The organism is Variovorax sp. Varisp36, assembly GCF_047304235.1.
Lineage (GTDB): Bacteria > Pseudomonadota > Gammaproteobacteria > Burkholderiales > Burkholderiaceae_C > Variovorax.
Genome location: NZ_JBGLYU010000008.1, coordinates 79,912 through 93,451, shown reverse-complemented (window position 1 = coordinate 93,451; position 13,540 = coordinate 79,912). Strand labels below are relative to the sequence as shown.

The 13,540-nt window shown below is 64.0% G+C and carries 14 protein-coding genes and 1 pseudogene; 10 read left to right on the top strand and 5 right to left on the bottom strand.

Annotated features, from left to right (window positions below; genetic code table 11):
• Positions 1-49: 49 nt before the first annotated feature.
• Positions 50-508, top strand: coding sequence for a hypothetical protein (locus ACCD11_RS07450; protein WP_413313287.1), 459 nt, complete (start codon positions 50-52; stop codon positions 506-508).
• Between the two features lie 241 nt (positions 509-749).
• On the opposite strand, the gene ACCD11_RS07445 is transcribed toward ACCD11_RS07450, so the two are convergent.
• Both ACCD11_RS07445 and ACCD11_RS07440 read right to left on the bottom strand, forming a co-directional pair.
• Positions 750-1,124 carry a hypothetical protein gene (locus ACCD11_RS07445; RefSeq protein WP_413313286.1) on the bottom strand — a complete coding sequence of 125 codons (375 nt, stop codon included), beginning with the start codon at positions 1,122-1,124 and terminating at the stop codon, positions 750-752.
• A 245-nt stretch (positions 1,125-1,369) separates the two neighbouring features.
• On the bottom strand, positions 1,370-1,525 hold the full coding sequence (locus ACCD11_RS07440; protein WP_413313285.1) for a hypothetical protein: 156 nt from the start codon (positions 1,523-1,525) through the stop codon (positions 1,370-1,372).
• A gap of 268 nt (positions 1,526-1,793) precedes the next feature.
• On the opposite strand from ACCD11_RS07440, the gene ACCD11_RS07435 reads away from it, so the two are divergent.
• Entirely contained in the window at positions 1,794-2,108 is a 315-nt protein-coding gene (locus ACCD11_RS07435; protein ID WP_413313284.1) for a hypothetical protein, read from the top strand.
• Positions 2,109-2,354: 246 nt separating this feature from the next.
• Here the strand turns inward: ACCD11_RS07435 and ACCD11_RS07430 are convergent, their stop codons facing one another.
• Positions 2,355-3,029 carry a GntR family transcriptional regulator gene (locus tag ACCD11_RS07430; protein WP_413313282.1) on the bottom strand — a complete coding sequence of 225 codons (675 nt, stop codon included), beginning with the start codon at positions 3,027-3,029 and terminating at the stop codon, positions 2,355-2,357.
• Positions 3,030-3,247: 218 nt separating this feature from the next.
• Here ACCD11_RS07430 and ACCD11_RS07425 point away from each other — a divergent pair, with 218 nt between their 5' ends.
• The 6 genes and pseudogenes from ACCD11_RS07425 to ACCD11_RS07400 all read left to right on the top strand — a co-directional run.
• The gene (locus ACCD11_RS07425; protein ID WP_413313280.1) at positions 3,248-4,114 is read left to right on the top strand and encodes an NAD(P)-binding domain-containing protein; all 867 of its coding nucleotides are present in this window, start codon (positions 3,248-3,250) and stop codon (positions 4,112-4,114) included.
• A 99-nt stretch (positions 4,115-4,213) separates the two neighbouring features.
• Positions 4,214-4,852, top strand: a complete 639-nt coding sequence (locus ACCD11_RS07420; protein ID WP_413313278.1) for a 4-carboxy-4-hydroxy-2-oxoadipate aldolase/oxaloacetate decarboxylase — start codon at positions 4,214-4,216, stop codon at positions 4,850-4,852.
• Positions 4,853-4,880: 28 nt separating this feature from the next.
• Complete coding sequence (locus ACCD11_RS07415) at positions 4,881-5,855, top strand: Bug family tripartite tricarboxylate transporter substrate binding protein (protein ID WP_413313277.1); 975 nt, start codon at positions 4,881-4,883, stop codon at positions 5,853-5,855.
• A gap of 24 nt (positions 5,856-5,879) precedes the next feature.
• Positions 5,880-6,833: a Bug family tripartite tricarboxylate transporter substrate binding protein gene (locus ACCD11_RS07410; RefSeq protein ID WP_413313275.1), complete on the top strand. Its 954-nt coding sequence runs from the start codon at positions 5,880-5,882 to the stop codon at positions 6,831-6,833.
• Positions 6,830-7,759 carry an amidohydrolase family protein gene (locus tag ACCD11_RS07405; protein WP_413313274.1) on the top strand — a complete coding sequence of 310 codons (930 nt, stop codon included), beginning with the start codon at positions 6,830-6,832 and terminating at the stop codon, positions 7,757-7,759. The genes ACCD11_RS07410 and ACCD11_RS07405 overlap by 4 nt, the downstream gene beginning before the upstream one ends.
• Positions 7,760-7,827: 68 nt before the next feature.
• Positions 7,828-8,055 (top strand): annotated as a pseudogene (locus ACCD11_RS07400) (tripartite tricarboxylate transporter substrate-binding protein); the annotation flags it as partial.
• Between the two features lie 15 nt (positions 8,056-8,070).
• On the opposite strand, the gene ACCD11_RS07395 reads toward ACCD11_RS07400, so the two are convergent.
• Both ACCD11_RS07395 and ACCD11_RS07390 read right to left on the bottom strand, forming a co-directional pair.
• Entirely contained in the window at positions 8,071-10,419 is a 2,349-nt protein-coding gene (locus ACCD11_RS07395; RefSeq protein WP_413313272.1) for a CHASE2 domain-containing protein, read from the bottom strand.
• A gap of 75 nt (positions 10,420-10,494) precedes the next feature.
• Positions 10,495-11,229: a response regulator transcription factor gene (locus ACCD11_RS07390; RefSeq protein WP_007837353.1), complete on the bottom strand. Its 735-nt coding sequence runs from the start codon at positions 11,227-11,229 to the stop codon at positions 10,495-10,497.
• 208 nt (positions 11,230-11,437) lie between these two features.
• On the opposite strand from ACCD11_RS07390, the gene ACCD11_RS07385 reads away from it, so the two are divergent.
• Both ACCD11_RS07385 and ACCD11_RS07380 read left to right on the top strand, forming a co-directional pair.
• Positions 11,438-12,418 carry a LysR family transcriptional regulator gene (locus ACCD11_RS07385; RefSeq protein WP_413313269.1) on the top strand — a complete coding sequence of 327 codons (981 nt, stop codon included), beginning with the start codon at positions 11,438-11,440 and terminating at the stop codon, positions 12,416-12,418.
• Between the two features lie 455 nt (positions 12,419-12,873).
• Positions 12,874-13,467: a hypothetical protein gene (locus ACCD11_RS07380; RefSeq protein WP_413313268.1), complete on the top strand. Its 594-nt coding sequence runs from the start codon at positions 12,874-12,876 to the stop codon at positions 13,465-13,467.
• The last annotated feature ends 73 nt before the right edge of the window (positions 13,468-13,540 follow it).

The window sequence follows — 13,540 nt, the reverse complement described above, 5'->3', positions numbered from 1 at the left end:
ACAGCAAGAATTACGTAAGATTCGCGCCCACGCCTCAACCAAGGTCCCCATGCTCGACGTCGACTTGCCAGCGCCCGCTGCGGCCGTTCGCAGCCTTCTTGCCAGCCGCGGGATCGTTCCTGCGCTGGCCTTGCTCAACGATAGGACGTCCTTTCGGTTCACGGCGATCTACAAATTGAACGGCGACGTGATGCGCGCGGCGCATGCCTTCGACCGCGACTCTGAATACCGCACCTGGCTGAAGGTGGTACCTCTGAGCAAGAGCTTCTGCCAGTACGCGCTCGAGCACGGCGAGTTCATGACCAGCCATGCCTCCAAGGATCAGCGCCTGACGAACCGCCCTTATGCCGGCATGGTCGAGTCGTACTACGGCCGGCTGCTGACGCGACGATGCGGCACGCCCTATGGCACCTTCATCCATTTCGACTTGGAGCCGCGCAGCATTCCCACAGAGGAAATCCGCTTCCTGCGCGAGGTGATCCCTCAGTTCATTGACTACTTGGAATGAACAGGCGGCAATAGGGGCCCACCAAACGAACGACTGGTGTTGAGGCCGAATCCGGCTGTCGATTCGCAGGAGGAGCGGCGGCAGTCCTACGGGCTCCTGCTGGTGTCATGGATTACGGAGATGGTGCTGGGCGCGCGGGCCGCCACGGGGGCGTGCAGCTGGTGCCCAGGAGCCCCGCCAGGGCCGGCATGACATCGCCGGCCTAGCGATCCAGGCTTTCGCCGCTGCGAACGCCTGTCGATCACCCCATTGCGTGGCTTCTGCGCCGCGGTCTTCGGGCCTTTCTTGCGCTAGATGCCGCGGCGCTGCCGGTTTCAGTATCTGCTCTTGCGCGGCACTGCAGCTGGCGCAGAGCGCTGAGTCGCCGGGCTTCTTCGGCCTTGCGCAGGCTGCGGGCGGTGCGGGCGGCCGAATACGCGACGAAGAGCGTGTTGATGGCCTGGGCCCATTGTTTGGCGGCCGTGCCCGGATCCATGCCGGCTTGAGGGCTCGTCTTGCTGCCTGATGCGGCATCGTGTTGCCATTGCTGCCGCCAGAGAACGCCGGGAGAGGGAAAGGCTGGTGTGGCGACACCCGCCACGCGAAGGATGGCTTCTTTTTGATCGGTGGTGAGCATGTCAGTCTCCTGCGAATTCGTTACGGCCCTTGTAGTTCCGTCCGGCACTCGACACCGTCGGCGATTTCCCGATTTGCATGCCGGATGGCATTGTCCTGCGCATAGCGAAACACGCTCGGCCTCAGGCGTTCAGTTCCGAGAAGGCCAGATCCTGCGCCAACGGCCGCGCTCGGGGTGAACGAGTACGGCGTCCCTTCCAACTTTTTGCCGTTGATCATCGCGTCCGTCCTTGCGCGTGGGTAGCTTCACGTTCGGTTGATGAGCAGGGCTGCAAGCAGCAGGGGAAAATACAAAGACACCACGATCGCACTGATGACAGCGAACTCCGTGAACCCCATGCCCGCGTTTTCACGCAGCAGGTTCATGAAGAACTTTCCCGGCGCCAGGTTGCGCAGCTCCATGTGCTTTCTCCAGTGAGGTGGTCAACTGGCGCCGCTTGTTACCTTTGGGACAAGGCGTATCGCCGTGAAGTCACTGTAGAAATTGCGCCGCATGCGCACATGAGCGGTGCGCACCTTCTCGGGGGAGACAATTGCCCTGCCCCCTCCCTGCTACCGCCCATGACAAAGCGCCTCCTACGAAAGCAGTATTGCGCGCGGCGAAACCTTGGGATTCACTGGCGCATCAAAAACGCCGAGGGGAAGATGGATGGGCAAAGCCACTTATCACATGGCGACGGTGACCTTGAAGCTGCCATTCGAGATCACCCACGATGCAGAACTAGCAGCTCTCCGAACTGCCGGCATTCCGGTCGACGATCAGGGCGTTGCGGCGTCAGGTTTTCTGCACATGAGGACAACCAGCGACTACCGTTCCCACATCTTTCGATGGTTCGCCAGCAGGGGTCCGGCGGACGGCTTGGGTCGCGTCGGCGCGCCGAATACGACGAATCCCAGGCGGAGAGGTCACGCCAACGCTGAGACCATCGGCGAGCTCAAGAATATGGGCGTACTCAGCGAGATCTTCGAAGCACGCCCGGCGTGATGGTGGCTGAAGACGTATTTCCTGTGCCGACTCAAAACGGGGCGTCGCCAGCCTCATCTGCGAGCGGCATGCAGACGCCTACGAAGGCGAGTACTGGAAACCGACCTGCGTGAATTGCGGTGTGAAGATGGCGGAGAGAAAGCCCAAGGAGGGCGGTACACCGTTCTGGGGCTGTGTGAACTACGGCAAGACGCGCTGCCGCTTCAAGCTCTACATGGCATCTGAGCGGTAGCTTGTCCGCGTCGTTCAGGCCGCCCCGTTCCTGGCGGTGTCGTGCTTGTACTCGCTGCGGTGCCTCATGAACCGGTGATAGGACATCCGCAGGTGCAGTTGCATCACCTGCCTTGCCAGCTCGCCATCCGCTGCCTGCACGGCCAGTGTCAGGTCGCGATGGTGATGAAGGCTCTGCTCCAGTTCCTGCGGGGTGTAGATGTAGAACGAGCGCTTGATGATGGGCATGTCGATCATCGTTTCGAGCATCGCGCGCAGCCGGGGGGAGCCCGACGCATCGAGCAAGGCGTGGTGAAAGTCGCGATTGGCTGACTGCACCTTGGCGATTCCCTCCTCGCCTTCCGCGATGCCTTCGGCCATTGCCTGGTTGCTCGCCTTCAGTTGCTGGACGAGCGCCTCTCCGCCGCGCGTGGCCGCCAGGAATGACGCGTAGGGCTCCAGCAGCATTCGAAGCTGGAAGGTCTCTTCCACGTCCCACTCGCTCCATTCCGCCACGCGGATACCCTGGCCCGCAGCGTCGGTCGCCAGGCCGTCTTCCACGAGCCGGCGCAGCGCGGTGCGAACGGGGGTTCGGCTCAGCCCCAGGTCGCGGGCCAGCGGCTCCTCCTTGAGCTGCACTCCCGGGGCGTAGTGCCCCCCCACCAGTCGTTGTCTCAGGATCTCGTAGGCCTTGTCTCTGCCGTGCTGCATGGGGGCATGAACTCGCTGCATATGGACCCGGGATTGTAGGTTGCCGCTACTTTGCCTTGGCGCTCCGCGAACAAATCGAGTACAGCCATCGTTCTTGATTTGTACTCTGGCGGTTGAGTGGGTCGACATCTACAGAGGAAGCCTAGGTAATTTCCCTGCATCCCATTGAATTATTTGTACTCACTTTGTATTCTCTGGGCATCGAAAAGGGTCTGCGCATGAACATTGCAATCATCGGGTTGGGCGAAGTCGGCCGCTGCTACGCGGCTCCCTTGTATGAAGCGGGCCATACCCTTGGCCTGTGCGAAGCGCACCCGTCGGCGGCCGCCACGGCGCTGGCAGCGTCGATGGAATTGCCGATCCACGAGCGGGCCGGTAGTTGGTTGTCCAAGGCGGACCTGGTGCTTTCCTGTGTGACGGGGACCACCTCCCTGCCGGTGCTCGCGCAGGTGCTGCCGCATCTCTCGAAGAACGCATTGCTGGCCGACTTCACGACGGCCAGCCCCGAGGTCAAGCGCGAGGGGGCGGCCCGTGCGGCAGAGGCCGGTATCCGCTATGTCGACACCGCCATCATGGGTGCGATCTCGCTCAACCTGGTGCGCACGCCCTTGCTGGCTTCCGGCAGCGGGGCCGAGCAGCTGAAAGAAGTTCTCGAGAGCGCCGGTGCGCGTGTCCAGGTCATTGCGGGCGGCAAGGCCGGGGATGCCATCTCGTTGAAGATCCTGCGCAGCGTCTTCACAAAAGGCATGGAAGCGCTTTGCGTGGAGCTGCTGATGAGCGCCGAGAAGCAGGGCGTGCGCAGCGAGCTCTATGAGCAGCTCAGCGACATCGACCAGACGCCGCTGCGCTCGTTCATCGACATGCTGGTGCGCACGCATGTCATTCACGCCAGGCGCCGGGCGCACGAAGTGCATGACGTCCAGGCCGAGCTGGCGGCGCAGGGCCTTCCTTCGGTGGTCATGCGGGGTGTCGAGCAGCGCTTCAACGATACGGTGGACGCGCTGTCCAGGCGACCGCTCGGCATTGCGGAACCGACCGTCGATCAAGCCTTGAACTGGCTTCTGGCCAGCGCAGGCGGGCATTAGTCGCTTCCTTCTTTCCGTTTCTTCTCTTCTCTCTTCGTTTCGTTGGCGGCCTGGCAGTCGCCTGGCCTTTCTTCGTCTTTTTTTCTACTGGATTCACCCATGACCACTCCTGAGCAGATCAAGCAATTGCGCGACCTCGGCGCAGCCACCGTCTACGAGGCGCAAGGCGCCAAGGGCGCGCTGGACAGCGGCATGAAGCCGATCGACCCGACGGTGCGCCTGGCCGGCCCTGCATTCACGGTCGATGCACGCCCTGCGGACAACCTGATCCTTCACTACGCAGTGCAAAAGGCCAAGCCTGGAGACGTGCTGGTGGTGGACGCGAAGGGCTTCATGGAGGCGGGCCCCTGGGGCGACGTGCTGACGATCCAGGCGATGAAGCTTGGCATTGCAGGGCTTGTCATCAATGGCTGCGTGCGCGATGCGAACCTCATCATCGAGCTTGGCTTTCCGGTGTTCTGCCGCGGCCTTTCGATCAAGGGCACGGGCAAGAACCAGCCCGGAAAGGTCGGTGTGCCGATCGCGATCGGCGACACGCTGATCCAGCCCGGCGACATCGTTGTCGGCGACCGCGACGGCCTGGTGGTCGTCGCCCAGGGCGAAGTCGAAACGGCCATCTCCAGCAGCCTGGCCCGCGAGGAAAAGGAAGCAAAGCAGCGCAAGGCCATTGACGAAGGCGCCACCACGGCCGAGCTGCTGAACCTGACGGACACGCTGAAGCGCTTCGGCCTGGTCTGACATCCACAAAAATCACGGAGACATCAGCATGCGCAAGCTCATCCATTCCCTGGCGTTGCTCGGCGCCGCCGTCCTCGCACCGGCCGCGGCGCATTCCGCCGATGCCTATCCGTCCAAGCCGATCCGGATGGTGGTCGCGTTCGCCGCCGGCGGCTCCGCGGACATCAATGCCCGCATCGTGGGGCAGCAGCTGGGTAAGGAGCTCGGCGGCACGATCGTCGTGGACAACAAGGGCGGTGCCGGCGGCAACCTGGGCGCGGTCGAGGCCAAGCGCTCCGCACCGGACGGCTACACGATGTTCTATGCAACCTCTGCCGTCGTGCTTGCGCCCTCGCTGTATGCGAAGCCGGGCTTCGACCCTTACGCGGACTACACGCCGGTCTCGTTGACGGCAACCATTCCGCTCCTGCTGGTCGTGAACCCGGCAGTGCCAGCCAAGACGGTGAATGAGCTCGTTGCGTTGGCCAAGAGCAAGCCCAATGAGTTGAACTATGGCTCCTCGGGTGCTGGCGCATTGCTGCATCTGGGAGGCGCATTGTTCGCCAAGGAGGCGGGCATCCAGGCAACGCACGTGGCCTACAAGGGCAGTGCCCCCGCGGTTGCCGACCTCCTTGCCGGAACCACGCAGTTCATGTTCCTGCCGATCAACGAGGCCATGCCTCATGTGAAAGGCGGCGCGTTGCGCGCGCTAGCGATCACGAGCGACAAGCGGTCTCCGCTCATGCCGGAGGTCCCGACGATCCGGGAGGCCACCGGAAAATCGACCATGGACATGGGGGCCTGGCAGGGGCTGATGCTGCCAAAGGGCGTGCCGGACGATGTCGTCAGAAAAATTTCTGCAGCGCTCAAGAAGGCGCTTGCCGACAAGGCACTGCAGGATCGCCTCGTCGCGCAGGGTTCCATCGTGCTGGGCGGCACGGCCAAGGACTATTCGGACTACATGAAGCTCGAAGGCGACCGCTGGGCGAAGGTCATCAAGGACACCGGCGCGAAGCTCGATTGAGCACGGCACACGGGAGACATCATCATGCTGAAAAAACGCACCTTCGTTGCCGGCGCCGTCGCGGCCTTCCTGATGGCCGGTGCTGCCGCACAGGACTTCAAGAACCCCATCCGAATCGTCATTCCCTTTGCGCCCGGCGGAGCCACCGACGCGCTGGGTCGGCTGCTGGGGCCCAGGCTCGGCAAGGAGCTGTCGCAGACAGTCATCATCGACAACAAGCCGGGCGCCAGCGGCCAGATCGGCACCGCAGCGGTCAAGGCCGCGCCGCCCGACGGCGCCACCTTCTTGCTGGCCCTGGACCATTCGGTGGTGGTGGTTCCGCTGATCACGCCGACGGCGGGTTACGACGCCATGAAGGATTTCGTCCCGGTCGGCCAGGTGGCGCATTTTCAGTGGACCTTCGCGGTGCCCATGAGCAGTCCGGCAAAGACGCTGCCCGAGTTCGTTGAATTCGTGCGCAGGGAACCTCAGAACGGCAACTATGGCGTTCCGCTGATCGGCGGCGTGCCGGACATCATCGGTGCCGCCATCACTCGCAAGGCCAATGTGAAGATGGAAGCGATCGCCTTCGGGGGATCGGCGCAGATGATGCCGCAGCTCATAGGCGGCCAGCTGGCTTCCGGCGTGACGGGAGAGCCCGAGGGGGTGACCATGTCGCGCGGCGGCAAGGTTCGCATCCTCGCGATCTCGGGCGGCAAGCGCTCGGCGCTGCTCCCCTCGGTGCCGACATTCGAGGAACTGGGCTTCACCGGCGTGAACGTCAACAGCTTCAATGCGTTCTTCGCACCCAAGGGGTTGCCTCGGCCGCTGGCGGAAAAGTTCAACGCTGCATTGCGAACGGTGCTGAACGATCCGGAGGTCCAGGCCAGGATCAAGGACATGTCGTTGGAACTCGCGCCCACGGATCTCGACCAGTCGGCCAGCGAGCTCGCGAAGTCCTACGCCTTCTGGCGCGAAGCAGGCACGCAAAGAAAATGATGCTGCGCGGCAGCCTGCCATTGCATTCCTCCGGGGTGGAATGCGAAGCCCCGCATTCCACCGGACGAAAGGGGCCGGCATTCAGCGTGCCGGCGGACGCATGCGATTGCCACATGCACTTCTTCGACGCGAAGGCGCCGTTCGCTCCCGGCCCCGTGCTCACGCATGGAGACGCCACCGTCGAGCACTACCGGCAGCTGCAGCGCCGGCTTCGCATCGAACGCTGCGTGCTGGTCCAGCCTTCCAGCTATGGGCGGGACAACCGGGTTCTCTTGAGTGGGTTGCAGTCGCTTGGCCACAGCGCACGCGGGGTGGCGGTGATCGATCCGTCGGCAACCCAGTCCGAACTGGAGGTCCTGCGCGCTGCCGGCGTCGTCGGCGTGCGTTTCAACCTCGTCCAGGCAGGCGCGACAAGCGAGCAAATGCTGGAAGACGTTGCGCGCTTGATTCGCCCCTTCGGCTGGCACATCCAACTGCACGCGCACCCCGTCGATCTGCTGAACCTCGCCGATCGCCTGACCGCGCTGCCGGTGCCCGTGGTCATCGACCATTTCGCACGCATCAACGCCGAGCCCGCGATATCGGACCGCGTGAAGGCCGTCCTTCTGCGCATGATGGGCAGCGGCAATGTGTGGATGAAAATGTCGGCGCCCTACATCGCCTCGCCCGACTCGAAAGCCTATGAGGATCTCGACGACTTCGTCCGCCACCTTGCGGGTGACCGCCTCGACCGGCTGGTTTGGGGTACCGATTGGCCGCACGTCACGGAGTCGAGCAAGCCCGATGACGCCGTCTTGATCAATCTGCTCGCACGGTGGCTGTCCGAAGACGAAATTCGTGTCGTTCTTGTCGAGAACGCAGCACGCCTTTATCACTTCACTTCCGGTGGGCCTGATCGACCGGCGCCTGCAGGCGCTGATAGGTAAGCCGCGGTGAAGTCATCTTGATTGCCTGAGAGTCGGCAGGAATCGTGGCCGCGATGTGGACACGATAGAACACGAACGGCGGGTTCCTGGCTCCTGCCGGCACGCCTCAGGCGATCGTCGCGAGGCTCAATGCCGAAATCAATGCGGCGCTGAAGCTGCCCGATGTCTGGGCCAAGCTGGAGGCTGTCGGCGTCGAGATCCAGGGCGGAACGCCACAGGCATACGCCGCCTTGATCAAGTCAGACCTCGCCAAGTGGGGCAAGGTCGTCAAGGAGGCGGGGATCCAGCCGGAGTGAGGCCGCCGCACGATTTCAGGGCAAGCTGCCGCGAAGCGGAAGGCTGATCCAGAAGGTCGTGCCCGCGCCGGCCGCGCTCGCGGCCTCGATGTGCCCGCCATGGCGCCGCAGTACCGTGCGCACCACTGCAAAGCCCAGTCCCATGCCCCGGCGCCTGATGGGTGCATGGGGTTCGTCGGCCGAACCATGCGTCACCTCGTCGTTGCTGCGCGGCGGCCGCGTTCCGTTCAGGAGGCCGTTCAGTTGCGCATGGGACATGCCCTCGCCGTCGTCGCTGACCGCGATGAAGGCCCGCGCATCTTCCTCTGCCCCGGCGCCGGGCTCGGCCGCGAGGCAGAGCGTGATGCGCCCGCCCGCGGCGCTGTGGCGAATGGCGTTGTTCAGCAGGTTCACGATCGCGCGAGTGAGCAGCACACCGTCGGCATGCATGGCGAGTTCATCGGCGTCGCTGATGCGGGTCTCGATCTGCACCTGGCTGGCGCGCGCATACGGCCAGACCTGGTCGCGCGCGTCGAGCAGCACGGTGCCGAGGTGGGTGTCTTCCATGCTGTAGTCGTCGGAGCCTGCTTCCACGAAGTCCATGAATCCTTCCGCCAGGCTCACGGTGCGCTCGGCTTCGCGGCGCACCGCGTGCAGCAGCACGTCGATGCTTTCCGTGGGCCTGTGCATCGACAGCAGGCTGAGGATCGTCATCTGGGGGCTGCGCAGATCGTGCGACAGCAGGCGGCGCCATTCTTCCCGCTGGTTCTGTGCCTCGCGCTCGGCGGTCATTTCGGGCAGCACGACGATCCAGTTGCGATCGCCGGCTTCGGTGGTGCCGAAGGCTTCGGCTTCGAGCTGAAAGATGCGGCCGTCGGATGTCCGGTACTCGCGCCGCAGATCCTCGCTCCAGTGGGCGCCGACGGCTTCGATGCCCTCGCTCGCAACGCCGCCAAGGCTGCCGAGCAGGGTCGGCAGGTGCATGCCATGGGGCGGCCGTGCCGGGGCGTGCATGGTGGCGCGCAAGGTTTCGTCGAGCAGTCGCTGCGCCGCGGCATTGCTCGAACCGATGCAGCCGGTGTCATCGCAGATCAGCACGGCTGCCGGCATGATCTGGAGCGCCTCGTCCATCAGCGTCTGCATGCGGCCGATTCGCGCAATCGCGCGGTCGAGCGCCTGCTGCGGATTTGCCGGCGGAGCCTGCATCGGGAGGGCCAGGGCCGCCAACGCCTGGAAAGCGCTCGCTGGCAGGCTGTCGAGTGTTCTCGCGCGCTGGCGGAAGTAGACGAACTGCGATTCGAGCCGGCGCCAACTCCACAGCAGGTAGAGCGCCAGCATGCCGAGGATGGGGGCCGCCGGCGGCAGCCACCAGTGCAGCAACGGCATGGCCAGCACGCAGAGCAGCAGCCACGAGAGCGCGAGGCCGGAAATGAACACCAGCGCATGGCGCCTGGCATGCACCAGGAGCAACAGCACCAGCCAGATCGGCAAGGTGGTCCAGGCGGCATATGCCAGCGGTGCCGGCATGCGCACGTTGCGGCCGTGCAGCAGTCCGTCGATCAGGTTGGCATGCACCTCGATGCCCGGCAGTGCGGCGACGCCCGCGTTCGGCGTCGGCACCTGGCCGCCCAGGCCGTGCGCCGTGGCGCCGACCAGCAGCAGCTTGCCCTGCAGCAGCGCGGCCGGCACCTCGCCGCGCAGAACGCTCGCATAGGACACCGTGCGGTAGCTGCCCCGGGCCCCGGCGAAGAACATGCGCACGGGTTGCTCGTGCTTCCAGGCGCCAGGCGCGATCGCTGCAGGCTCGGCTTCGAGCTCGGCCGCCGACCCGTACCCGGCCATCAGCGCGCCCACGTAATATTGACCACGGCCAGCCGGACCTTCGCGCAGATACAGCGTGCGCGACACACCGTCCCCATCGAGCGCCAGCTCCGCATGGCCGACGCCGCGCGCATGGGCGGCGAACACCGGCAAGGGCGGCAGGAAGCCCGGCCAGCGGCCCGGCGAAGGCGCAGTGCCGCTGTCGCGCAGCATCGGCAGGTAGACGGGCAAGCGATCCATGGCCCGGGCCAATTGCTCGTCGTCTCCGGCATCGGGGCTGGGTTCTGTCAGGAACAGGTTCAGCAGCACTGCTTGAGGTGCCGCCGGTGCGAGTTGCTCCAGAAGCCGTGCATAGGTTTCGCGCCGCCAGGGCCAGCGTCCCAACTCGCGCAGGCTTCGCTCGTCGATCGCAATGATCAGGATGTCCGGCGACGCCGGGGGCGCGGCGAGCGGCAGCACGGAGTCGTAGACCATCGTGTCGAGCATTTGCAGCCAGCCGGGTCGATCGACGAGCCACAGCATGGCGGCGGGCAGCAGCAGCGCAATCAGCAGCCGCGCGACCATTGCACGTGCGCGCGTTCGGGTGGGGAGGCGCTCGCGATCACTCGATCGCTGCATCGAGTTTCGCGGGTCCACGGTTCAGGCGGCCGCTTCCAGCGTGGCGTCGAGGCAATAGCCTCGCCCGTAGACCGTGCGCAAGGTGAGCCCCTGCGCGGCTTCGAGCTCGAGCTTGTTGCGCAGCCGGTAGATGTGCATGTCCAGCGTGCGCGAGGGCAGGTCTCCGTCGTAGCCTGCGCTTTCGAGCAGGTGCGCGCGCGAAACCACGTGGCCGATGTTCTGGAACAGCATCAGCGCGAGCTTGAACTCGCGGCTCGAAAGTTCCTGGCGCCGCGGAGGTGCGCCGTCGTCGTGCTCCGGATGGATCAGAACGCTGTGCGAAACCTGGTCGAACTCCCAGCGCCCGAAATGTCTTCGGTCGGACGGCTCGAGCGAGTGGCTTCTCTTCAGCAGGCGCTGCAGGCGCGCCCGCAGTTCCAGCAGGCGCACAGGCTTGACCATGTAGTCGTCGGCGCCGAGGCCCAGGGCTTTTGCCACGTCGCGCTCCGAAGACCGCGAGCTCAGCATCAGGACGGGCACCGGGCTCTTCTGCCAGGTGCGCAGCCACTGCAGCAGCTCGGCGCCGTCAAGCCCCGGCACGTTCCAGTCCAGCACGATCAGGTCGAAGGTTTCGCGGCGCAGCGTTCTCTGCAGCGAAAGCCCGTCGGCGAACGCAACGCAGGTGCTGGTGACGTCTCCCTGCGTGAACTGCTCTTGCAGCACGCGGACCAATTGAGCCAACTGGTCGGGCTCGTCTTCGAGTACGGCGATACGCATGGGTTCGGTTGTCGGTGTCCGGTACCGAATGCGGAGCCTCGACTGCGAGCGGCTGCAGCCTTGGCGCCCACGAAGACTGGCGGTGACCAGGCAAAAGAAGTGAGTGGTAACAACTGTTAATAGTTTATCACCAAATCTCACATTTGTAAGACGAACCAAATCGCTCTTGAGACCATCCAGGCATGGGAAGCCATTGGATCACTGAGAGATGATGAAGATGTCTTTAAATGATGTTGACGTTCGAGCCGAAAATTCGAATTCGAAGTCAAGCGCGCAGGATTTGATATTGCCGGATGTCCGCCTTTTCGTGAAAGCGGTTGAGGCCGGGGGCTTGACGCACGCAGCCGGGGCGCTGGGAATTCCCAAAGCCACCGCATCCAGGCAACTTAAAAGACTTGAATCGACGCTCGGGCATTTATTGATGCACCGCAGTGCGCATCGATTTGGATTGACCGACGAAGGGCGCTCTTTTTTATCGGCTGCGCGTGACATTCTTATCGCGGTCGACGATGCAATGGCGCAGCGCGCGAGCACGAGCGACGACCTCAGGGGGCGGCTTCGCGTCTCGGCCTCCAGCTATTTCGGCCGGGCTCTGCTGGCGCCGCATCTTCCCGCTTTCATGGCCGCGCATCCCCGGCTCGAAATCACGGTGCGCCTGGGATCCCACAAGGTGGATCTTTCCCGCGAGGAGGCCGACGTGCTCATCCGGGCGAGCCGCGAAGGGTGCGAAGACCTCGTGGCGCGCCGCGTCGCGAGCGAGCCGCTCGTGCTGTGCGCAGCGCCGTCCTACCTCGAACGGCGTCCCGAAATCAAGGATCTGGAAGACCTGGCGCAGCACACTTTCCTGACTTGCGACACCGAGCGCGCCGGCCAGGAAATGATCATTCCGATTGTTTCCCGAGAGCACAGCGTGCAGCCCATCGGCCTGTTCCGCTCCAACGATCCGGAATTGCTTTTGAGGCTTGCCTGCGCGGGCAAGGGCATTGCCTTGATTCCCCTGATTCTGGCAAAACCCAATATAGAAGACGGATCGCTTCAGGTTGCATTTCCGACGCTCGAATTGAGGCCGATGGAATTCGATCTCATGTATCTCCCGGGCAAGCGAAATTCCCGGAAGGTCAGGGCCTTTGCAGATTACCTGCTTGGCGCCCTGAAGCAGCCGGCCGGTCGCCCGTCGTCGGGTGCTTGAAGGAAATGCGCTTTTTTCACATTTTTTCCGCAAAATCGTTGACTGCTATTCCGCACGCGCTGTTGTGCGTTTGCGTCAACCAGCGATGCCGTGACCGACCTCTCTCGATGACGAAGTTTGGAGGCAAAAGTGAGGGAATTGAGGGAATTTAGCCCGATTTTCTAGATGCCCGTGCTTGGTTGTTCTGGCTGGAACCATGGGTCCCGATCCAAAAGTGGAACTTTTCTAGTAGAAAAATGGTAGATCGCTTACATAATTAACAGTTGGAAATAAATGTATCAACTGGGCCGAAGGCGAGCCTTTCCTGCCCCTGAATCGCAAAGAAATTCCTGTCCCTTGCAGCCCGAGCTGCTGTTTCCCTCGCCGGCGATGGACCGGCATGCCTGTGACTTTCGAACCCGGAGCAAGCATTCGTGCCCACTGAAAAATCTACTCAATCCTTTTTCCGCCCCCGCATGGGCGGTTTCCCGGGACTTGCGGTCCGCATGGCGGCCGGCGTGCTCATGGCGGCCTGCCTGATGGCGCCTGCGGCGGCGCAGCGCGTCGCCTCGCCGGAGGCTGGTGCCGGCAGCAAGACCGTTGCCGTGGCGCTCACGCAGCACAAGGTCGTGAAGACCGCCGACGGCAAGGAGCAACTGCTGGAAGCCTCCTCGGTGAAGCCGGGCGACATCCTCGAATACCGCGCCACGTACACCAACAACACCGGCAAGGCGGTTTCCGGCCTGGTTGCCGACCTGCCGATTCCCGAGGGGCTCGAGTACCTGCCCCGCAGTGCCAAGCCCGGCGCGGCGCTGGTCAAGGCGGCCGCCAAGGATGGCGTCTACGGGGCCGAGCCGTTGATGCGCAAGGCCGACGGCAACAAGATCGAACCGGTGCCCTACAGCGACTACCGCGCGCTGCGCTGGACGCTCGGCCAGCTGCCCGCCAACGGCGTGACTGCCGTGAGCGCGCGCGCCAAGGTCGAGGTCGTCGTGCCGCCTGCTCCCAAGGCCGCCGCCGCGGCAGTGCAGGCACCCGCCGTCACGGTGCAGCCCGCTCCCGCGCGCTGATCACCCGGACAGCGGTCTCTTTCTTGAGTTCATTCCGCTGATCGCACGCAACCCGGCTGATGTTCCGTTCGCG

Coding starts and splice junctions, on each gene's coding strand:
- ACCD11_RS07385 (WP_413313269.1), top strand. CDS start 11,438: ATGATGAAGATGTCTTTAAATGATGTTGACGTTCGAGCCGAAAATTCG.
- ACCD11_RS07405 (WP_413313274.1), top strand. CDS start 6,830: ATGATGCTGCGCGGCAGCCTGCCATTGCATTCCTCCGGGGTGGAATGC.
- ACCD11_RS07395 (WP_413313272.1), bottom strand. CDS start 10,419: ATGGTCGCGCGGCTGCTGATTGCGCTGCTGCTGCCCGCCGCCATGCTG.
- ACCD11_RS07425 (WP_413313280.1), top strand. CDS start 3,248: ATGAACATTGCAATCATCGGGTTGGGCGAAGTCGGCCGCTGCTACGCG.
- ACCD11_RS07435 (WP_413313284.1), top strand. CDS start 1,794: ATGGCGACGGTGACCTTGAAGCTGCCATTCGAGATCACCCACGATGCA.
- ACCD11_RS07420 (WP_413313278.1), top strand. CDS start 4,214: ATGACCACTCCTGAGCAGATCAAGCAATTGCGCGACCTCGGCGCAGCC.
- ACCD11_RS07390 (WP_007837353.1), bottom strand. CDS start 11,229: ATGCGTATCGCCGTACTCGAAGACGAGCCCGACCAGTTGGCTCAATTG.
- ACCD11_RS07440 (WP_413313285.1), bottom strand. CDS start 1,525: ATGGAGCTGCGCAACCTGGCGCCGGGAAAGTTCTTCATGAACCTGCTG.
- ACCD11_RS07445 (WP_413313286.1), bottom strand. CDS start 1,124: ATGCTCACCACCGATCAAAAAGAAGCCATCCTTCGCGTGGCGGGTGTC.
- ACCD11_RS07410 (WP_413313275.1), top strand. CDS start 5,880: ATGCTGAAAAAACGCACCTTCGTTGCCGGCGCCGTCGCGGCCTTCCTG.
- ACCD11_RS07415 (WP_413313277.1), top strand. CDS start 4,881: ATGCGCAAGCTCATCCATTCCCTGGCGTTGCTCGGCGCCGCCGTCCTC.
- ACCD11_RS07380 (WP_413313268.1), top strand. CDS start 12,874: ATGGGCGGTTTCCCGGGACTTGCGGTCCGCATGGCGGCCGGCGTGCTC.
- ACCD11_RS07430 (WP_413313282.1), bottom strand. CDS start 3,029: ATGCAGCACGGCAGAGACAAGGCCTACGAGATCCTGAGACAACGACTG.
- ACCD11_RS07450 (WP_413313287.1), top strand. CDS start 50: ATGCTCGACGTCGACTTGCCAGCGCCCGCTGCGGCCGTTCGCAGCCTT.